Source organism: Embleya sp. NPDC025285, assembly GCF_055558835.1.
In genome coordinates this window covers 24535-46529 of the sequence record NZ_JBVHLU010000086.1, presented here as the reverse complement: position 1 = coordinate 46529, position 21995 = coordinate 24535, and the positions used below count along the sequence as shown (strand labels likewise).

The following is a 21995-nucleotide window of genomic DNA, read 5'->3' as shown; positions in this document are numbered from 1 at the left end:
CCCCCCCCCCCCCCCCCCCCCCCCCCCCCCCCCCCCCCCCCCCCCCCCCCCCCCCCCCCCCCCCCCCCCCCCCCCCCCCCCCCCCCCCCCGGGACCGGCCCTGCGTCGAACCGCCCACGACCGCGCACACGACCACCCACGACGACGCACGACGACGCGATACGAGGGACGCACATGACGACCGACCGCAGGGTCGAGCCGGCGATCTCCGGCTACTTCACGAACCACACGCTCGCGGACCTCGCCGACGCCCTGCGCGCACGACGCGTCTCGGCCGTGGAACTGGCCCACCACGCGCTCGACGCGATCACCAGAGCGAACGATCGGCTCAACGCCTTCGTCGCGGTCGATCCGGCCGGGGCTCTGGAGGCGGCGGAGCGGGCCGACCGCGAACTGGGCGCGGGCCGCGATCGTGGCGCCCTGCACGGTGTCCCGGTCGGCGTCAAAGACCTCATCGACGTCGCGGGCCTGCCGGCGACCTACGGGTCGGCACACTTTCGCGACCACGTTCCCGCAGCCGACGCGGCCTGTGTGACCCGGCTTCGCGAGGCAGGCGCGGTCATCGTGGGAAAGACCACCACACACGAGTTCGCCTACGGCCCGACCGGCGACCGTTCTCTCCAAGGGGCTTCGCGCAATCCGCACGACCCGAGCCGCATGACCGGTGGATCCAGTGGTGGCAGCGCGGCGGCGGTCGCGGCGGGAATGGTTCCGCTGGCTCTGGGCACCGACACCGGCGGTTCCGTACGCATCCCCTCGGCACTCTGCGGCGTCCACGGATTCAAGCCCGCCTTCGGAGCGTTGCCCACCGAGGGCGTCTTCCCGCTGGCGACGGCCTTCGACCACGTCGGCATCCACGCTCGCGGCGCACGGGACTGTCTCACCGCGCACCACGTGCTCGCGGGCAGCGCGCCGGAGCTTGCTCGGACGACCGCTCCGCTCCGCATCGCGTGGCTGGACACCCGCGGGCTGGGACCCACGGACCCGAGGGTGGCGCGGGCCGCACGGGCCGCACTCGAACAGCGTGTCGGCCCCGTTCCCGACGTCCCCTTCCCCGGAGCGGCGCGGTTGCGGCAGGCGTTCCTCGCCATTCAGGGCCGGCAGGCCCATGCGGTGCACGCCGACCGGATCGAGCGTGAACCCGGTCTGTTCGATCCGGAGGTCCTGCAACGCCTGCGCGTTGCGGGGGCGGTCGGGGACGACGAGGTCGGCCACGCACACCGCGTCCGGAGCTTCGCGGCGTGGACGGTGGCCCGTCTCTTCGAGGAACACGACGTACTGGCACTGCCCACGGTGCCGGTGGTGGCGCCACCCCTGGGATGCCGGGACCTCGACGTCGCCGGTACGCCCGTCGAGGTCCGCGCGCTCCTGCTGTCTTTGACCTTCCCCTGGAACCTCGTCGGCGTTCCCGCGCTCACGCTGCCGGCGGCTCCCGTGGACGGCCTCCCCACCGGCCTGCAACTGGTCGCCCCGACAGGCCGCGAACACACCCTCTTCCACATCGCGGAGCTCCCGACACGGGCCGAGGCAACGGTTGCTGTTTCGGGGTGACTTCCCGGGGCGGAATCCCGATTCCTCGCTACAGGGCACGAATTCGGGCGGAGCCGCGGTCGTCCGCCTCCTCGGGGCGAAGCCCGAAACCGGGACCGCTCCCGGCGGTTCGCAGAGGCCGTGCAGTCCTTGCGGGCAACGGAGCACCCGAAACGGTTTTGGATCGATCGGTTCAAAATGTACTACGGTCCTGCGCGGAGACGGCGGATCGCCGCTGCCTCCGTGCGACGCGATTACCGCGACTGCACTCCTCGCGGACCACGGCGCTCGGCCCCGGCCACCGTGGAGATCCATCCTCAGCCCCCGGTCCTCCCGGACCGTCGACCACTCTCAGGGACCCACCATGACCAAGCCGGCCGCCTCCGTTCCCGTTCGTGTCACCGTCGACGCCGACTGGTACGCCCCGACCCGCATTTCCCTCGGCATCCGCGTCGGCGACCTGATCTTCACTTCGGGGCAGGCACCGGTCGACGACAACGGGAAATCCGTCGCGCCCGGCGACTTCGCGGCCCAGGCCCGCCAGGCCATGGCCCATGTCGGCAGCGTCCGCGAAGCTGCCGGATCCGACCTCGACCATCTGGTCAAGGTCACCGTCTTCGTCACGGACATCGCGCACCAGCACCTTTACGAGGCGATACGCGAAGCGTCGTACGCCGACCCCTTCCCGGCCGAGTCCTTCGTGCAGGTCGCCGCGCCGGCGGATCCCGAGTGGCTGATCGAGATCGAGGCCATCGGCGCGGTGCGCTGAGGCGACGCGTTCGGCGGGTCTCGGATGGAGTCCGCGAACCAGCGGGGATGGAACGCGGCGAGCTGCGGGTGGGTGTGGGTGCCGTGGCCGAGCACGGGATGGGTCGCGCGAGGCGATCGCGTGGCCGCGCGCGTGGCGGATCCATGGCGCTGCGGAGCCGGTCGGGGAACGACACGGCGGGCGCGCGTAACCCTCATGCAACCCGAAGCGTGGTTGCGGCGTGACGTTTGTGGATGCTCGCGTCGAGAACCCGGCGTCGGCATCCGATACACCAACTGCCCACGGCGTTGCGACGATCGGGGGCCGGTCTCCGGTCGGCCCACCGGGCGAGCGTTCTCGCCGGAACCTGCGGCAGTCGATCCGGCGCGCACCCGCCCGCCGACGCCGACGCGGGTCGACGATCGGTAGTCGTGCGCTTCGGGCCACCTATATGCAGGAGTAGCCCCTTGACCACTCACCTACGGCGTGTCAGCCGCCCACGGACGTTACTGGCGCTGATGGCGGCCCTGTGCGGACTCGTTGCCACCACCGTGCTCGGTTCGACTCCGGCGGCGGCGGATCAGCGTCAGGCGATCTATGACATCGCGCATCGGGTCGACACGCTGGACGGCGTGGACGCCGCGATCAACCACGGTGCCAACGCCATCGAGATCGACGTCTGTGCCTGGTGGAATCCGAACGAGTGGCGTGCCTGGCACGACTGTTCCTCGGCCGGTGAGAACCGGCTGGGCCCCAGCTTCGACGCCATGATCGACCGCATCTTGTCCAACGCCAACGCGGGGCGCCGGTTGGCGCTGGTGTGGCTGGACATCAAGGATCCGAACTACTGCGGGGAAGCGCCGAACCGCACGTGCAGCGTCGCCGGACTGCGGGACAAGGCACAGCGCCTGACGGCGGCCGGGATCCAGGTGCTCTACGGCTTCTACGAGTACCACGGGGGCAGCACCCCGGACGTCGGTGGCCGCGGCTGGAAGAGCCTGGAGGGAAGGCTCGGCCCGCTGGAGGGCATCACCACGACCGGGACCCGCGACCAGGTCGTGAACGCGTTCGACCGATCCGGTTCCGGATTCCCGGCCGGCCGGCGGGTGATGGACTACGGCGACAGCGACATCACCAAGGGATTCGGCAACTGCACCGAGGCCACCTGGAACACGTGCGCCGAATTGAAGAAGGGCGCCCGGGACCGCGCCGCCGGACGACTCGCGGCCACGCTGTCCTGGACGACCACCTACAACGATCCGTGGTACGTCGACAAACTCCTGGGCGACGCACGTGTGGACGGCATCATCGCGGGCTACGGGGCCTACACGGGGGTGCGCGACTACGACAACAACTGGCAATGCGGCAACGCCGTCAAGATGATCCGTGACTGGGTGAACGCACACAGCGGCACCCACCGCATGGCCAACAGCAGCGACCGCCTGTTCAGATAGCACCACGCGGCCCCGGGGCCGGACGAATACCGTTTAGCGGCCCGCAGGTTGCTCGGGCCGTCGGCTGCCGTCCCGGCCGACGGCCCCAGGCGCACCGAGGCAAGGTGATCGACGCACCAGTCGTTGGCGACGGAAACCCGGCCGACAGGTCCGTCTCGTCGCTCCGGACGGAAGCTTACGGTCCGGCGTGTCGTCGAGCCGGTGTCGTTGTCCGTCGCGCGGATCATCCCTGTGGACAAACGCCCTGCGGCCGTCGAGTGCCGGGCAGGTTGATGAAGTAGCCGTTGGCGGAGTCCCCGCGCATGGAGCGTGCGAGTTCGGAGACCTGTCGTGCTTGGGCCGCACCCTATCGGGTTCCTCGTCCCCGTGTCCGCGACCACTGAATCCGAGGACGGCCCGGGCAATGTCGTGGAGTTCACCGGCATCGGTGACCAGGCCGGTTTCGGCGTAGCGGTACGCCTGCGGGGTTCGTCGGCGAGTACGGCGGTGGCCTCGACCCAGCCGCGCCGGGGACGTGCCCGTCCGGGCGAAAGTCCCGCTCGGCGACCTCGGCCTCGACGTGTGTCGAGGCGACGTCGGCCACGTGTCGTCCCGGCCCGCCAAGCGGCCCAGGGTTGTTCACCCGTTCGTAGTGCGTCGCGCCTGTTTCGTTGCCCACTCGACTAACCCCCTGGTTGGATTTTCGTATGTTCGGAGAAATGCCGCGCGGAAGACAAGGCGCGGTCGGCGATCGGTGCACAGGCACGCTCGGACGGCCCGGGCCGGGAGTTGCCACGCACACCGCGGATGGCGGCCGCCGCTCCCGTGGCTTTCATTCCTCGGCAGTGTTCGCCCGGGTGGCGCACCCGACCGACCCCGCAGCTGCGGTCCCCGTCTGTTGTCCGAGCCTCCCGGAGGTCCTCCGTTGTCCAGCCCTGGCACCACGATCGTGTCCGATCCCGACCCGGAACCCGGTTCGAACCCCGTGGAGGGGCGCGAGGGAGTCGCCTCCCGTGCGCTGCCGCTGACCTCCGCACAGCGGGAGTTCTGGCTCGCCGAGCAACATTCCCCCGGTGGGGGAGCGGCGTACCGGGTCGCGGAGTGCGTGGAGATCCACGGCCCGGTCGACGCCGCGCTGTTCCAGGCCGCGCTGCGGCAGACCGTGTCGGAGACCGAGGCGGTGGGGGCGCGCGTCATCGAGGGCGAGGACGGCCCGGTGCAGGTCGTGGACGCGGACCCGGACCTGTCGTTCCCGCTTGTCGACGTCAGCGGTGAGCCCTGCCCGGAGGCGGCGGCGCGGGCGTGGATGGCAGCGGACATGGACACCCCCATGGATGTGTCGCGCGGTCCGTTGTTCCGGTTCGTGTTGTTGCGACTGGGGACGGACCGCTGGTGGTGGTACGGCAGCAGTCACCACCTGGTGATGGACGGCTTCGGGTTCGCCCTCGTCGCGCGCCGGGTCGCACGGGTGTACACGGCCATGGTCGCCGGAAAGGCGACGGGAGCCTCCCCGTTCGGGTCGCCGGCGTATCTGGTGCGGGCCGACCTGGACTACCGGACCTCGGGGCAGTACGACGCCGACCGCGCGCACTGGACGAAAGTGCTCGCCGACCTGCCCGACCCGGCCCCGCTGCCCGCCCGGCCGGACCTCGCGCACACGGAAGTCGGCGCAGGCGACGGCCTGTGGTTTCCCGGTGCCGCCCGGAGGACCCAAGCGCGCCCGATGGCATCGTCGGAGGCGCTGCGGAAGGCGACCGAGCAGACCGGGACACAGCGGTCGCGCTACGTCGTCGCCGCCGCGGCGGCGTACGCGCACCGGATGACCGGCGCGCGGGACGTGCTGCTCGGCCTGGTCGTCTCCGGCCGCTCGCGGCGTGACCTGCTCAACATCCCGGGAGTACTGGCCAACGTCGTGCCGCTGCGCCTGAAGGTGCATCCGGCCATGCCGCTGGCCGAGTTGCTCGCCCGAGTCGACCATGCGGTGGAGCAGGCCGTGGCGCACGAGCGCTATCGCGGCGAGGACATGACCCGCGACCTCGGCCTGCCCGACCGGATCGGCTCCCGGTTCTTCATGATCGTCAACGTCATGACGTTCGGCGCCTCCCTCACATTCGCCGGCCACCGCTCCACGATGCACAACCTCTCCCGAGGAGCCGTCGCCGCCCCGACGCTGGTGGCCCTGGAGCAGCGGGACGGAGCCGGGATGCGGCTGGAGCTGCACGCCGCCGCGGACCGGTACGGCGACGCGGATCTGGTCGACCATCAAACGCGGTTGCTGCGCCTTCTGGACGCCATGGCCACGGCCGACCCCGATACACGCATCGGCGCGTTCGACCTGCTTTCCGACGGTGAGCGCCGCGAGCTGGTGGGCCGCCGCGACGAGGTGCCGGCCGAAGTCGCGGACACCAGCGTGCCCGGGCTGTTCGAGGTTCGCGCTCACACCGCCCCGGAGGCCGTCGCCGTCGTGTGTGGGGACGACGCCGTGACCTACGGGGAGTTGAACGCTCGTGCGAACCGGCTCGCGCACGCCCTGATCTCCCGCGGTGTCGGTTCCGAGGACATCGTCGCCCTCGTGCTGCCCCGCGGCGTCGAGATGGTGACCGCGATCCTGGGAGTGCTCAAGGCCGGTGCCGCGTACCTGCCCATCGAACCCGGCTGCCCGGCCGCGCGGATCGTGGCCACGCTCGCCGACACCGGCGCGGTTCTGCTGCTCACCCATACCGCGATCCGGGCCGCGATCGATCCCGCCCCGGGCACGGATTCGCTGCTGCTGGACGCCCCTTCGACGGCGGCGCTGCTGGAGAACCGCCCTGATTCCGATCCCGTCGTCGCCATCGATCCCCGGCATCCGGCCTACGTCATCCACACCTCGGGTTCGACCGGCCGACCCAAAGGTGTGCTGATCCCGCACCGCAACGTGGTGCGGCTGCTCTCCACGACCCGACACCTCTTCGCGTGCGGTCCGGACGACGTGTGGGCGCTGTTCCACTCCTATACCTTCGACGCCTCGGTCTGGGAGATCTTCGGCTCGCTGCTGCACGGCGGGCGCCTGGTCGTCGTTCCCCACGACACCACCCGCTCCCCGGGGAAGTTCCTGCGCCTGCTGGCCGACGAGCGCGTGACGGTGCTCTGTCAGACCCCGTCCGCGTTCCATCCCCTGATGCACGCCGACCGCGAAGCCCCGCAGGTCGGGCAGGCGCTGTCGCTGCGCACGGTGCTGCTCGGCGGCGAGGCCCTGGACCCCGCCCGCCTGGACGACTGGTACAGCCGCCACGGCGACGACGCGCCCGTGCTGGTCAACATGTACGGCCCCACCGAGACCACGGTGTACGCCACCCACGCCGCGTTCGACCGGGAGACCGCCGCCGCGGCGGGCGCCAGCGTGATCGGCACCGCCCTGCCCGACCTGCGCGCCCACGTTCTCGACGCCGCCCTGCAGCCGGTACCGCCCGGCGTGCCCGGCGAGTTGTACCTCACCGGCGAAGGTCTCGCCCGCGGCTACCTCAACCGCCCCGGCCTCACCGCCGAACGCTTCGTCGCCTGCCCGTACGCGACACCGGGCGAGAGGATGTATCGCACCGGGGACATGGTGCGCCGGCGCGCGGACGGCGCCCTGGTCTACCTCGGCCGCGCGGACCGGCAGGTCAAGATCCGCGGTTTCCGGATCGAACCCGGCGAGGTGGAAACCGTCCTCGCGGCGCATCCGGACGTGGTTCACGCCGCCGTCGTCGCCCGCGAGGACCGGCCCGGCGACAAGCGCCTGGTCGCCTACATCGTCCCGGCCCCCAGCGGTGCGCGGGCCCCGGAACTGCGCGAGCACGCGCGAGGGCACCTGCCCGACTACATGGTTCCGGCGGAGTTCGTGACCCTGGACGCGCTTCCCCTGACGGTGAACGGCAAGCTGGACACGGCCGCGCTACCGGCTCCCGAGCATCACCCCGGTGCGGGCGGCCGGGCCGTGCGCACCCCACACGAACAGGTGTTGGGCGAGTTGTTCGCCGAGGTCCTGGGCGTGCCCCGGGTCGGCGCCGACGATTCCTTCTTCGACCTCGGCGGCCACTCCCTGCTGGCCACCCGCCTTATTTCCCGCCTCCGCGCGGTGCTGGGCGTCGAGGTGGGGATCCGTACCCTGTTCGAGGCACCCACGCCGGCCGGCCTGGCCGCCCGGCTCGACGAGGCGGGGCAGGCTCGGCCCGGGCTGCGCCCGCAGCAGCGTCCGGAGCCGCTGCCGTTGTCGTTCGCCCAGCGCCGCCTGTGGTTCCTGCACCGCATGCACGGCCCCACGCCCACCTACAACATCGCCCTCGCGCTGCGCCTGTCCGGGGAACTCGACCCGGCGGCGCTGGAACAGGCCCTGGGGGACGTCGCCGTGCGACAGGAGAGCCTGCGCACCGTCTTCCCGCTGTCCGAGGACGGGCTGCCCTGTCAGCAGGTCCTGGACGAGAGGCGAATCCGTCGGCACCTGTCCCTGGCGGTGACGTCCGTCGGCGAGGCGGAGCTGGAGGACCGACTCGCGACGGCGGCGCGCCGCGGCATCGACCTGGTGACCGAACCGCCGCTTCGCGCCGAACTGTTCGCCCTGGCCCCGGACGAGCACGTGCTGTCCTTGGTGGTGCACCACATCGCCGGGGACGGCTGGTCGATGGGCCCACTGGCACGGGACCTGACGGCGGCGTACACCGCGCGGCGCGGCGGCGAGGCACCCGCATGGAAGCCGCTGCCGGTGCAGTACGCGGACTACACCCTGTGGCAGCGGGACCTCCTGGGGGATCCGGCGGATCCCGAAAGCCTGGCTGCCCGCCAACTGGCCTACTGGCGAGAGGCGTTGGCCGGCCTGCCCGAGCAACTCGCGCTGCCCACCGACCGGCCACGCCCCGCGGAGGCCACCCACCGCGGCGCCACCACCGAGATCACGCTGGGCGCCGACCTCCATGCCGCGCTGCTCGATCTCGCCCGCGAACGCGGGGTGAGTCTGCACATGGTCCTCCAAGCGGGTCTCGCCGCCCTCCTCAGCCGCCTCGGTGCCGGGCACGACATCCCCATCGGCACCCCGATCGCCGGGCGCACCGACGAGGCCCTCGACGACCTGGTGGGGTTCTTCGTCAACACCCTGGTCCTGCGCACGGACACCAGCGGCGACCCCTCGTTCACCGAAGTCCTCACCCGTGTTCGCGACACCAACCTGGCCGCCTACGCACACCAGGACCTGCCCTTCGAACGCCTGGTGGAAGAGCTGAGTCCGGCGCGTTCACTCGCGCACCACCCCCTGTTCCAGGTGATGCTCGTCCTCCAGAACACCCCCGCCGGGACGTTCGAGCTCCCAGGCCTGCGCGTGAGCGGCCGGCCGACACCCACCGGCACGGCGCGCATGGACCTGACGCTCAGCCTCGCCGAACAGCACACCCCCGACGGCGCCCCGAACGGGATCGTCGGCACCGTCGAATACGCCACCGACTGTTTCGACCGCGCCGCCGTCGAGGCGCTGACGGACCGGTGGACGCGCCTGCTGGCGTCGGTGGCGGACGACCCCGACCGGCCGATCGGCCACGTGGAGATCATGTCGGCACAAGAACGCCGACGAGTGCTCCAAGAGTTCGACCGGACCGCTCCCGCGACGCCGGGACGATCGATGCCGGCACTGTTCGCCGCACAAGTGGAGCAAACACCGGACGCTCTCGCGCTGATCGCCGGCGACGGCGAACCGACCTATCGGGAACTGAACGCCCGCGCCAACCGGCTCGCCCACGCCCTGATCGCCTGCGGCATCGGCCCCGAGGACATCGTCGCCCTCGTGCTGCCCCCCTCGGTCGACCTCGTCGTCGCGATCCTGGGCACGCTCAAGGCCGGGGCCGCCTACCTGCCCGTCGACCCCGCCTCCCCGGCCGCCCGCATCCGGTCGATGCTCGACGACGCCCGCCCCGCGCTCGTCCTCGACCACCCGGACACGGTCACCGTTCTGGGGGAGGAACGACCGGCCACGGATCCGGGCATCGCCGTCGACCCCCGGCACAGTGCCTGTGTCGTCTACGATTCCGACGCCATCGGCCGGCCCGAAGGCGTCACCGTCACCCACGGCGGCATCCCCCACATGGCCGCCGCCCAGGCCGAGCAGCTCGGACTCGGCACCGGCAGCCGCGTGTTGGCCTCTCCCGCCTTCGACGTCTTCGTCCGGGACCTGTGCGCCGCCCTGCTGTCCGGTGCCACGCTGGTGCTCACCCCGGTGGCCGACCCGTTGTCCGCGCTCACCGACCCGCCGTCGGGGCCGGCGCACGCCACCGTGCCGGCGTCGGCGCCGGTCGGTGCGATCGCGAACGACGGCCCGGCGACCGCGCCGGCCGTCGCCGGCCAGGCGTGCCCGGTGGACCCGCTGGACCGGTGGGCGTCCGGGCGACGCACCATCAACGCCCACGGCTCGACCGAGACCACAGTATCGGCGACGACGAGTGCCCCGTTCGCCCCCACCGGCTCCGCCCCGCCGATCGGCGGGCCCGTCGCAGGCATGCGCGCCTACGTGCTGGACGCCGCCCTGCGGCCGGTGCCGCCGGGAGTGATCGGGGAGCTGTACCTCGCCGGGGCGAGCATGGCCCGCGGCTACCTGGGCCGGCCCGACCGGACCGCCGAACGGTTCGTCGCCTGCCCATGGGGCCGGCCCGGCGAACGCATGTACCGCACCGGCGACCTCGCGAAATGGCGCTCGGACGAGAACGGACTGGATCTCTGCGGCCGCGCCGACGACCGAGTCGAGATCCGCGGTGTCCGCATCCGACCCGGCGAGATCGAAACCGTCCTGGCGAACCACCCGGACGTGGACCAGGCCGCCGTCGTCGTCCGTGCGGACCGGAACGGCGACAAACGCCTGGTCGCCTACCTGGTCCCCACCGCCGGCCGCGTCGCGCGCCCCTCGGACCTGAGAGCGCACGCACGCGAGCATCTGGCCGAATCCATGATCCCCTCGACGTTCACGACCCTGGACGCGCTGCCGCTGACCGCCGACGGCAAACTCGACCGCTCCGCGCTCCCCGCACCCGAACACCGCACGGCCGAACACCGAGCCCCACGCACCCCGCAAGAACGTCTGCTGTGCGAACTGTTCGCCGAAACCCTCGACCTCCCGCACGTGTCCGCCGACGACAACTTCTTCGACCTCGGCGGACACTCCCTCCTCGCCACCCGCCTCACCTCCCGCATCCGCGCCGTCCTCGACACCGACGTGGAACTGCGCACCCTCTTCGAAGCCCCCACCCCAGCCGACCTGGCCGGACGACTCGACCAGGGGAGTCCGGTCAGGCGGCCCGCCCTGGGCCGCGGGCAACGCCCCCGGCACGTGCCGCTGTCCTTCGCCCAGCGCCGCCTGTGGTTCCTGCACCGCCTCGAGGGTCCCAGCCCCACCTACAACATTCCCCTCGCGTTGCGCCTGACCGGCCGCCTGAACCGACAAGCCCTGCACGCCGCCCTCGCCGACGTGGCAGCCCGACACGAGAGCCTGCGCACGGTATTTCCCCAGTCGGAGGACGGCGTGCCGCACCAGCGGGTGCTGGACGCGACGCAGACCCGTGGGAACCTGTGCCTGCCGGTCACCCGGCTCGACGAGAGCGATCTCGGGGAGCGGCTCGCCGCCGCCGCCCGGTACTCCTTCGATCTCGCCGTCGAACCGCCACTGCGCGCGGAGCTCTTCATCACCGGACCGGACGAGCACGTGCTGCTGCTCCTGGTGCACCACATCGCCGGGGACGGCTGGTCGACGGGCCCGCTCTCGCGCGACCTGACCCGCGCCTACGCCGCCCGGGCCCGCGGCGAGGAACCCGCATGGGAACCGCTGCCGGTCCAATACGCCGACTACACCCTGTGGCAGCACGATCTGCTCGGCGACCCGGCCCACCCCGACAGTCTCGCGGCCCGCCAACTCGCCTACTGGAAGGGCGCCCTGAAGGGTCTGCCCGACCAGCTCCCACTACCCTTCGACCGGCCCCGCCCCGCGGCCGCCACCCACCGCGGCGAGCGCCTCGCCTTCGAACTCGACGCCGGAGTGCACGCCGCCCTGACCGATCTGGGCAGATGCCACGGCGCGAGCCTGTTCATGGTCCTGCAGGCCGGGCTCGCCGCCCTGTTCACCCGCCTGGGCGCGGGCACCGACATCCCGATCGGCAGCCCCATCGCCGGACGTACCGACCAAGCCCTCGACGACCTCGTCGGATTCTTCGTCAACACCCTCGTCCTGCGCGCCGACACCTCCGGCGACCCCACGTTCGCCGAACTCCTCGCCCGCGTCCGCGACAACGCCCTGACCGCCTACGCCCACCAAGACCTGCCGTTCGAGCAACTGGTGGAAGAACTCAACCCCACCCGGTCGTTGTCCCGACACCCACTCTTCCAGGTGATGCTCGGCCTCCATCCCGCACCGGCACAAGACCTCGCCCTGCCGGGACTGCGCGCCGACGCGGTGCCCCTGGACACCGGAACGGCCCGGGTCGACCTCGCGTTCGCCCTGGAGGAACGGTACGGTCCGCACGGCGATCCCGCCGGTGTGGACGGCACGCTCGAGTACGCCACCGACCTGTTCGACCGGTCCACGATCGAGACGCTGACCGCACGATGGACCCGCCTGCTGCGGGCAGCCGCAGCCGATCCCGACACACCCATCGGCCGCATCGACCTGCTCTCCCAGGACGAGCGACACACGCTGCGGTCCGGCACCGGGCGGCCCGAGGCACAGGACGAGGGCGTGCCGTGGGCCGCACTGCCCGAACTGTTCACCCGGCAGGCGCGGGCCACGCCGGACGCGCCGGCCGTGATCGCCGGCGACACGACCGTGACCTACCGGGAACTGGACGAGCGCGCGAACCGCCTTGCCCACGCCCTGATCGACCGTGGGGTGCGACCCGAGAACACGGTGGCGGTCCTGCTGGAACGCTCCCTCGACCTGGTCGCGGTCCTGTTGGCAATCGTCAAGGCCGGAGCGGTGTACGTGCCGCTGGACCCGCGGTTCCCGCCCTCGCGCATCGACCTGATCATGCGCCGGACCGACGCGGTGCTGCTGCTGACACCCGACACGCTGACCACGCTCGAACGGGGCGACCACAGCGACGCCGACCCGGACATCGCCTGCCACCCGCGCCGGCTCGCGTACGTGATGTTCACCTCCGGGTCGACCGGCGAACCCAAGGGCATCGCCGTCACCCACCACGACGTGGCCGCGCTGGCACTGATCCCCACCTGGCGCGGCGGCGCCCACGAGCGGGTCCTGGCGCACTCGCCCACCGCGTTCGACGCCTCCACCTACGAACTGTGGACACCCCTGCTCAACGGCGGCACCGTCGTCCTCGCCCCACCCGACCCCCTCGACATCGACACCCTCCACCGCGTCCTCACCCGCCACGCGGTGACCGCCGTGTTCCTCACCTGCGGACTGTTCCACCTGATCGCCGAACAGCAACCGCATTGCCTCGCCGGCGTGCGCGAGGTATGGACCGGCGGCGACGTGGTCTCCCCTGCCGCCGCCGCCCGGATCCGGCAAGCCTGTCCCGGCACGCTGGTGGTACACGTCTACGGCCCCACCGAGACGACGACGTTCGCCACCCACCACCGGCTCGGACCCGTGGTCGCCACCGATCGGCCGCTGCCGCTGGGCCGGCCCATGCCCGGCATGCACGCCTGGGTCCTCGGCGCCGCCCTCGACCCGCTGCCGCCGGGAGTGACCGGCGAGCTCTACCTCGCCGGCTCGGGCGTCGCCCGCGGCTACCTGAACCGTCCGGCCCTGACCGCCGAGCGGTTCGTGGCGTGCCCGTTCGGTGCGCCCGGGGAACGGATGTACCGCACGGGCGACCTCGCCCGGTGGCGTGCCGACGGCACGGGCCTGGAATTTTGCGGACGAGGCGACCAGCAGATCAAGATCCGCGGGTTCCGCATCGAACTCGGCGAGATCGAAGCAGTTCTCACCACGCACCCCGGCGTGGCCCAGGCCGTCGTGACGGCCCCCGAGGACCGACACGGCGACAAACGCCTCACCGCCCACCTCGTGCCCACGCGGGGCGAGAGCCCGACGGTCCCCCAACTGCGCGCGTACATGGGAGGGCACCTGCCCGAGTACATGGTCCCCTCGGCGTTCGTCTTCCTCGACGCCATGCCGCTGACCCCCAACGGCAAACCGGACCGCACGGCGCTGTCCGCCCCGGAACACCGGCCGAACGCCAAGGACGACACCCGCACAGCTCCACGAACCCCCCACGAACAGGTCATCGCCGAACTGTTCGCCGAGATTCTGGATCTGCCGGCCGTCGGGACCGACGACTCCTTCTTCGACCTCGGTGGCCACTCCCTTCTCGCCACCCGTCTCATCTCCCGAATCCGCGCCGTCCTCGGCGTCGACATCGCACTCGGCACCCTCTTCGAGACACCCACCCCGGCCGGCCTGGCCGAGCGAGCGGGAGCGGGTCGCCCCGGTGACGTCATGGAGGTGGTACTGCCGCTGCGTCCGCACGGGAGTCGGCTGCCGCTGTGGTGCGTTCATCCCGCCGGCGGCATCGGCTGGGCGTACGGCGGGCTGTTGCGCCACCTGCACCCGCACCAGCCCGTGTACGCGCTTCAGGCTCGTGGCCTGACCCACCCGGAATCCGCGCCCGCCTCGGTCGAGGAGATGGCGGCCGACTACCTGGAACAGATCCGCGAGGTGCAGCCGGAGGGGCCGTACCAGTTGCTCGGCTGGTCCGCCGGCGGACTGATCGCGCACGCCATCGCCACCGAACTGGCCACGCGCGGCGAGCACACGGCGCTGCTGGCCGTTCTCGACGCCTACCCCCTGTACGCGATCTCTCCCGACGAATCCGCGCTTCACCGCGGAGCGGAACACCTGGCTCTCGTTCTCGACTGTGACCCGGGCGCCTTCGCCACCCTTCCGGCGACCTACGACGGACTCGCCCGGGTGCTGCGCGAACGAGAGCACGTCCTGGCCGGTCTGCAGCCGGATCAACTCGCGGCCGTCGCGGCCGTGTTGGACCACAACGCGGTGGCAGCGCAGGCGTTCACCCCCGGCGTGTTCGACGGGGACATGTTGCTGTTCAAGGCCACCACGGACCGTGATCCGCGCATTCCCGAGCCCACGGCGTGGCGCCCGCACGTGCGCGGGCGGATCGAGGTCCTCGAGATCGCCGCCCGTCACAACGGGCTGATGCAACCGGACGCGCTCGCCCGGATCGGCCCCGCGCTCGCGGCTCGCCTCGACGGGATCGCCGCGACCATCCCGGCCGGTACATCCGACCCCGACCACGACCCCGAACCCGTTCCCGCCGGTGCACCGGCACCGGCAGCGCACGACCGGAAAGAGCCGACATGACCCACACGACCAACCCCTTCGAGGACAACGACGCCACCTACCTCGTCCTGGTCAACGACGAGAACCAGCACTCACTGTGGCCCGCAACCCTCGACGTACCCGCCGGATGGACCGTGGCGCATCCCGAGGACAGCCGCCAGACCTGCCTCGACCACATCGAACGCACCTGGACCGACATGCGCCCGCAAAGCCTGATCGACGCCATGAACGCCCAGGGGTAAGAGAACGGCAGGAGCCGGGGACGACCCGGCGCGGGCGGACGGCCCGGCATGGGTCGACGACGGGGCGCCCTCGATCGGCTTCGGGAGCGATCGAGGGCGCGTGTCGGGGCGGGCTGGGGAAGTGGGGGTCGAAAGGGGCTGCTCGGTGGACGGCGCGCGTGGAGGGTTGCGCCGGGAAGCCGGGTTCCGTCGCGAAGCGGAGCCGAGCCGTACCGGTAGCGCCCACGCGACAGGCGAAATGAGACGGTATCACCCAATAGGTGACTACTTTGTGATAATTTCTGATAACTCTCTGTATCTATCAGGGGTTCGGGCTTGCATCCACGTACTTCGCAGACCGCAGTGATCCTCTGGTACTCGTCCTGGAAGGGAACGACATGGTGCGCAAGCTGGCTGCGGAATTGCTGGGGACGGGACTGCTCGTATACGTCGCTGTCGGTGTGGCCACGTTGTCGTTCGGCTTCGGCACCACGGGGACCAGTTACGCCGCCGGCGTGGTCGCGACCGCACTCGCGTTCGGCCTCACTCTTTTGGCCCTGGCGTACGTGCTCGGTCCCATTTCGGGCTGTCACGTCAATCCGGCCGTCACCCTCGGAGCCCTTTTGGCGGGTGCAATTTCGCTGGTGGAGGCGGTCGGTTTCTGGGTTGCGCAGTTCGTGGGCGGGATTCTCGGGGCTTTGCTCCTATGGGCCACGTTCGTCGGTTCGCCCCTTTACAGCCGTTCGACCACCGGCCTTGGGGCCGACGGCTGGGGTGACGCCAGTGCCATCCATATCAACGGGGGCGGTGCCTTTCTGATCGAGGTGGTGCTGACCACTCTCTTTGTCTTTGTCGTCCTTGGCGTAACCGGTAGAACCGCGAATGCCACGATGGCAGGGCTCACCATCGGGCTGTCGCTCGCCGTGTGCCACCTCATCGGGATTCCGATCACCGGAACGTCGGTGAACCCGGCCCGCAGTCTCGGGCCTGCCCTCATCGTCGGCGGGAAAGCCCTCGATCAGGTGTGGCTCTTCATCGTCGCCCCCCTCGTGGGTGGCATCCTGGCCGCCGGCATTCACAGGCTGCTCTTCCCGAAGCCCATCGCTGCCCCGGGTGTAAACCCTGGGGGAACCGAGACCGAGACCGAAACCTGAGCCGATGTCGGTTCGGTCCATCCGACGAGCGGATGCCGCCGCCTGCACGGCGCTGCCGTAGTCCACGCTGTAGGTCACGGACTTCGCCGGGCGCCGTGCCCCCTGCCGCACGGTCCTCACGAGCACGGTGCCGCCGGTGATCGCCACCCTCGCGGGTCCCCCGGACGGTCGTGCGGAACCCCACGACCCGCTTCACGAGCGGACGAACCCCGGACAACGGGCCGGGGCGTGCGCCAGACTCTCCCATAGCTCGGCCCCGGGACAACCGCCCCGGGAAGTGATGTTCGAGTGGGGGACACCCATGAACATAGCTTGGCCAAGGCTGCACAGGGCAACTATTCCGACAATCCTCGCGTTACTGCTCGCGTTACTGCTCGCGTTAACCGTCGCCGCACCGGGGACAGCCCGGGCGGCGGCGGGTTCCACGGACATCGGCGTCAACGGCGACCCGGCCCAGTCGGTCACCTGCCCCTGCACCCTGTGGGCATCGACCGAACAGCCCTCCTCCGGTCCCGATCCGGACACCGCCGCCACCGAACTCGGCGTCAAGTTCCAAGCGGACCAGGCCGGTTACATCACCGGCGTACGTTTCTGGAAGGACGCCACCAACACCGGCACGCACACCGGCACCTTGTGGTCGGCGTCCGGCGATCGACTGGCCACCGCCACGTTCACCGACGAGTCCGACTCCGGCTGGCAACAGGTGAACTTCGCCCAGCCCGTCCCGGTCACCGCCGGCACCATCTACGTGGCCTCGTATCACGCGCCCAACGGCAGGTACAGCGCCGACCAGGGCGGTCTGACCACCGCGCACGTCCGCGGCCCGCTCACCGCACCCGCGAGCGACACCGCCGGCGGCAACGGGGTGTACTTCTACGGCACCGGATTCCCGAACTCGACCTGGAACGACACCAACTACTGGGTCGACCCGGTGTTCAACACCTCCGACGCTCCCGGTCCCGCGCCGGCGGTCATCGACATCTCCCCGACGCAGGGGGAGGCCTCCGTCCCGGTAGACACCAACATCACCGCCACTTTCGACCGGGAAGTGCAACCCTCCACCATCCGTTGGGTGATCTGGCAGGGCGAGAACGGCGGCCGCCCCGGCAGCACGACCTACAACGCCACCAGCCGCATCACCACCTTCGATCTCACCTACCACCTGGAGCCCGCCAACACCTACTTCGTCGACCTGATCGGCGTGAAATCCCTCGACGGCACCCCGATGCCCACCAAGAGCTGGACCTTCACCACGGCCGACAGCCCGCCACCCGTCTGCAACCCGTCCTGCACCATCTGGCCCTCGAACGCGACGCCGGCCGTGCTCGCGGAGGACGACGTCACCAGCATCGAAGTCGGCGTCAAATTCGGGGCGAACACGCGCGGATTCGCCACCGGCCTGCGGTTCTACAAGGGCCCGGGCAACACCGGTCCGCACACCGGAACCATCTGGACCGGCGGGGGCTATCAACTCGCCACCGCCACGTTCACCAACGAGTCGGAATCGGGTTGGCAGCAGGTGACGTTCGCCCAACCGGTCTGGATCAGTCCCAACGTCACCTACGTGGCCTCGTACTTCGCCCCCGCAGGCCGGTACTCCCTCACCGACGGCGGATTGACGGACGCGGCCGGGGGTGCGGTCACCGCCCCGGCATCCGGCAGCGTCGGCGGCAACGGCGTGTACAGGTACGGCTCCAGCGGCTTCCCGACCAGCACCCGGAACGACACCAACTTCTGGGTGGACGTCGTCTTCACCACCAACAACTAGACCGTCTCGTTCGGATCATCCGATCGCTGGTTGATGTGTGTCGTCGACCGATGCCCGGTGGGCGCGGCGTCGGTTGCGTCTCCGGCCGGTTCGTTGCCAGTTTGCTTCCCCGGTCGGGTCCGCCCCCTCAAGGCCCGGGAACCGGACGACGCTCCTCCGACCGCGGTTCGCCACCTTGCAGCCCGGTGGGGATGCCGGGTAAGCACCCACAGTCGCAGGGGTGTTGCCTTTCGTGGCTCGGGTAGTCGTCCGGTGCCGGCTTCCCCCCGTGGTCGGCACTCGCGCGGTTCGACGCCCGCTCACCCCCGTCCGGCCGTCGGACCGCGCGGGCGCACGAGTTCCGAGCTCGGCGGGGGCGGGCCCGTACCGTTTCGAGGGTGACAGGCTGTCCGTCCCGGACGACCAGCCGGCGCCGCTCCATGATCGCGGCCGTATGAACCCGTCCCATTCTCGCGGTGTTTACGCAGGTCGGCGGAGGGATGCACGTCCCAGGTCGAGGTGGGACGCCGTTGTTCTCCCCACCGGGTCGGCAGGCCGCCAGAGTTGATCCCACCGGGCCGTCGGAGGCTCGTCCGTGGGCGGCTCCGGCACCTGTCGGCACCGTGGGTGCGCGGTGCACTCCGTCGCCCGCGACTCACGTAGTAGTGAACGACTTCCAGTGGTGGACGACTTCGAACGGGCGAGGCCTCAACAGATGCATCCGATCGCACGCATTCTCCAACTGATCTTTCTGGTAGCGGGGTTCGCACTGCTCGGAATGGGATTCGTCGAGCAGGACGAGGACGACGCCAAGCGAGGGCACTTCAACGAGTGGGTGTGCAGGCCCGATTCCGGCAGCAAGGAAGCCACTCGCTGCGTATCGGGCGGACAGAACAACTATTCCGTCGCGTACGGCTCCGAGAACGGCGGCCTGTCGATGAGCCTCGCCGGTGTCGGTCTGATCGCCGCGTCCATCTCGATCGCGGTCGGCGGTACGAGGCGCGGATCGGCACCGGCCGGCGTGGGCGCGTCGTACGGTGCCCCGGCATACAACCCGTCCGCGCCGCCCATGCCGGGCCCGCCGCGCTAGCCGGAGCGCTCGGTCGCCCGGGGAACAGCGCGGTACCTGGGGGTGGTTGGGGTGTTCAGGGGGCTGGGGGTGGTGTGGGGTTGTCGGCGAGCCATTCCTGAAGTTCACGGTGGCGGAACTGGTAGGCGGTTCCCGAGACGCGGAGGAGTCCGGCGTCGGTGGCCCAGGCCAGGAACCGCCCCAGTCGCCACGGCAACCGCCGGGGTCCGCGGCGGGTACACAGCAGCAGGGCGAGATATCGAACTCCCGCGCCCCCGACGAATCCGTTGACGCACAGCAGCATTCCCCCGGCAAGCAGGGCCACGAGCACAACGCTCCTCACGATGGCGAGGGCCCAATCGAACAGTCCGGGTCGGAGCTGGGGCGCGACGGCCAGGACGAGTGCGAGTGCGGGCACCAGCCCGGCCGCGAGCCGCGCCGCGACTTCGACCCCGCTGCCGGTTCCGACACCGAACCTCGCCGCGAGGGCGAATCCGAATCCCATTCCGAGCGTGCAGACGAGCCCGAGGACGAGCCCCATCGCATCCTCGCCGACCCACCCCATAACGATGTAGGCCAGCAATCCCGCACCGCAGGCGAATCCGATGCCGAGCCAGGCCGCGACGTCGGACCTGATCAGGTTGCGCGGGTTAGTGAAGCCGACCCTGCCGGCCGACTCGTGCCCGGTGATCAGCAACGCGATCAGCGCGATCGCCACGGACACGGTCACATCCGTGTAGCCGTACAGGAATCGCAGTATCACCGCTCCTTCGACCCCGATCGTGAGCCCCCCGGCGATGCGCTCCACCGCGGTGGGACCTCCATGACGCGGCCGGATGCGCAGGGGCGACAGGTATGCGGGTGACGGCCAAACGTTGTACCAGGCACACGCCACCCCGACGCCGCAGATGGCAGCCACCGTGCCTGCCCCCTGGAGCTTTTCCGCGGAGAATTCGAATCGATCGAAGAGAGCGGTCAACAACAACATGCCCAGCCCGAGCGGGACCGCGCACAGGAATCCGTGGACGGCTCTGGGTCGTCGCGGGCCGGCCAGCGGCCACATCTCGTGGAGGATCATGTCGGTCCCGGACAGCGTGCGCCCGCCGACGTGGCGCCACGTGACGGTGTTCGCCCTGAGGTAGCCGGCCAACACGCCCAACCACGTGTGCACTTGAGCCGGGGTGTATCCCGGCCGTCGCCCGTCGCGTGCGAGCTGATCAGTGGTGGCGGCCAGCACGAAGAGCCTGTTGAGGTGGTGACGCATCGCCGCTTCACCACCCGGTCGAGGCGAGAGGAGGTTGTCGGGATGGAATTGCGGCAAGTGGAAGCCGCGGGCGTCACGCTGCTCATGCACGGTCACGGCCATCATCAGCCGCCAGGGCGTGGACAGAACCCGTGCGACGCTTCCGAACGGCTCGCGGTCGAGGGTGTCGGTCACATTCCGCCAACGCGCGCGGTCGTCGACACGGTCGAAGATGAACTGCCGCGCCTGGGAAAAGGTCACGGGCACGATCTCCACACGCGCGGCGTCCTTGGCCCACACCTGCAGACCGTCGTAGGGCCCGCTGCGGCACGTCAGGACCAGACCCGCCTTCTCACGACCGTGCTGGTACGCGTTCAGCACCTCCAGCGCCCGCCACCCCCGGCCGAAATTGGGGCCCGGATCCTCCGCGTCCATCTCGTCCAAACCGTCCAGGACGGGCAGGATCAGCCCCGCCTCGACCAACGCCTTCGCGACCACCGACGTGATCCGATAGTTGCGCACCAGATGAGCGCACACCCACGAACGCACCGCCGCCCCCGCCGCCTCGACCGTCACGGGCACCGCGTCGGGCAGCGTGGACCACGAGGCCAACGACATCCGCACCGGCACCGGATCCGAAGCCTTGCGCTCGAGATCCAACAGACCCAGGACCAACTCGATCGCCAGGACCGTCTTGCCCGCCCCCGGAGCCCCGGTGATCACCAACCGCCGCGGACGCAACTTGGCGTAGTAGTCGACCACCGTGCTCAGCCGCCCCTCCGACCCGGCGCCGGCGGCGCTGCGCCGGGCGGCCGGGCGCAGGACGAATCTGACGTCGATGCGCGGGCTGTCCTCGCCCAGCATCCGCGCCCGCTCGGCCGTTTCGACCAACTTCACCTGACGGGCCAGGTCGTCGGCGAACGCGAGGTTGGGAGCCTGTTGACGCAGGGCCGCCCGGGTCATGAGCCCCGACCACACCGCCACACCCGTCCCGAACAGCACCCCCAGTGCCCCGATCGGGTCGAAGTCGTCCCCGGGCTTGACCCCGCGCAACCCCCACACCGCAGCCACGACCACGGCCACCAAGCACACCAGTGCCCAAGCCAAAGCGACCCTGCGTCCCCCGTGAGTGCCCATGACAGGCATCATCCCGACCCGACGCGAACGGCCGCAGGGCTTTCCAGGACCAAGGATCCTTGGCGAACGCGCTCTCGGCCGTTGCCTATGCGCAATCCCGAAACGCCACCATCGACACCGAGCGAGGCGTGTCCACATCCGCGGCCGAGGCCCCGCGCGGGCCTTCAGAACTCAGGACATTCGTCGCCGAGCAGCGCGCCGTGAACGCCCGGATCATCGAACTGATCTCGGCATCGATGCGGGCGGTGATGTCGGCGTCGTCGCCGACGCGGCCCGGGCCGCATCCGCACCTCCCGCCGCCGATCCCTGGGATGGTTGTCCGTGACGCCGCCGCGGGACGCGGGCATCGCCGGATGTTCGGCGAGTGTGTGGTCGTCCTCGGCGACGACGGTGCAACCGCGGTGG

Annotated in this window: 9 protein-coding genes; 8 read left to right on the top strand and 1 reads right to left on the bottom strand. The window is 70.7% G+C overall.

Annotated elements, in window-relative coordinates; genetic code table 11:
- Positions 1-174: 174 nt before the first annotated feature.
- The 8 genes from ACZ4FV_RS39280 (at position 175) to ACZ4FV_RS39245 (ending at position 19231) form a co-directional block, all read left to right on the top strand.
- The gene (locus tag ACZ4FV_RS39280) at positions 175-1551 is read left to right on the top strand and encodes an amidase (protein WP_465325422.1); all 1377 of its coding nucleotides are present in this window, start codon (positions 175-177) and stop codon (positions 1549-1551) included.
- 343 nt (positions 1552-1894) lie between these two features.
- Positions 1895-2299, top strand: a complete 405-nt coding sequence (locus ACZ4FV_RS39275; protein WP_465325420.1) for a RidA family protein — start codon at positions 1895-1897, stop codon at positions 2297-2299.
- Positions 2300-2745: 446 nt separating this feature from the next.
- A complete protein-coding gene (locus ACZ4FV_RS39270; RefSeq protein WP_465325418.1) occupies positions 2746-3732 on the top strand; it encodes a PI-PLC domain-containing protein in 987 nt (328 codons plus the stop codon).
- 904 nt (positions 3733-4636) lie between these two features.
- Positions 4637-15040, top strand: a complete 10404-nt coding sequence (locus tag ACZ4FV_RS39265; RefSeq protein ID WP_465325416.1) for a non-ribosomal peptide synthetase — start codon at positions 4637-4639, stop codon at positions 15038-15040.
- Positions 15037-15261 carry an MbtH family protein gene (locus ACZ4FV_RS39260; RefSeq protein WP_395861357.1) on the top strand — a complete coding sequence of 75 codons (225 nt, stop codon included), beginning with the start codon at positions 15037-15039 and terminating at the stop codon, positions 15259-15261. The genes ACZ4FV_RS39265 and ACZ4FV_RS39260 overlap by 4 nt, the downstream gene beginning before the upstream one ends.
- 377 nt (positions 15262-15638) lie before the next feature.
- Positions 15639-16394 (top strand): aquaporin, encoded by a 756-nt coding sequence (locus ACZ4FV_RS39255; RefSeq protein ID WP_465325413.1) that lies wholly within the window; start codon positions 15639-15641, stop codon positions 16392-16394.
- Positions 16395-16695: 301 nt separating this feature from the next.
- Positions 16696-18162 (top strand): DUF4082 domain-containing protein, encoded by a 1467-nt coding sequence (locus ACZ4FV_RS39250; RefSeq protein WP_465325411.1) that lies wholly within the window; start codon positions 16696-16698, stop codon positions 18160-18162.
- Positions 18163-18823: 661 nt separating this feature from the next.
- Positions 18824-19231, top strand: coding sequence for a hypothetical protein (locus tag ACZ4FV_RS39245; protein WP_465325409.1), 408 nt, complete (start codon positions 18824-18826; stop codon positions 19229-19231).
- Positions 19232-19286: 55 nt separating this feature from the next.
- Here ACZ4FV_RS39245 and ACZ4FV_RS39240 read toward each other — a convergent pair whose 3' ends face one another.
- Positions 19287-21590: an NACHT domain-containing protein gene (locus tag ACZ4FV_RS39240; protein ID WP_465325407.1), complete on the bottom strand. Its 2304-nt coding sequence runs from the start codon at positions 21588-21590 to the stop codon at positions 19287-19289.
- Between the last annotated feature and the right edge of the window lie 405 nt (positions 21591-21995).

What these genes read in the sequence shown, in the direction of transcription:
- ACZ4FV_RS39280 (WP_465325422.1), top strand. Translation starts at nt 175, where the DNA reads ATGACGACCGACCGCAGGGTCGAGCCGGCGATCTCCGGCTACTTCACG.
- ACZ4FV_RS39275 (WP_465325420.1), top strand. Translation starts at nt 1,895, where the DNA reads ATGACCAAGCCGGCCGCCTCCGTTCCCGTTCGTGTCACCGTCGACGCC.
- ACZ4FV_RS39260 (WP_395861357.1), top strand. Translation starts at nt 15,037, where the DNA reads ATGACCCACACGACCAACCCCTTCGAGGACAACGACGCCACCTACCTC.
- ACZ4FV_RS39255 (WP_465325413.1), top strand. Translation starts at nt 15,639, where the DNA reads ATGGTGCGCAAGCTGGCTGCGGAATTGCTGGGGACGGGACTGCTCGTA.
- ACZ4FV_RS39250 (WP_465325411.1), top strand. Translation starts at nt 16,696, where the DNA reads ATGAACATAGCTTGGCCAAGGCTGCACAGGGCAACTATTCCGACAATC.
- ACZ4FV_RS39240 (WP_465325407.1), bottom strand. Translation starts at nt 21,590, where the DNA reads ATGGGCACTCACGGGGGACGCAGGGTCGCTTTGGCTTGGGCACTGGTG.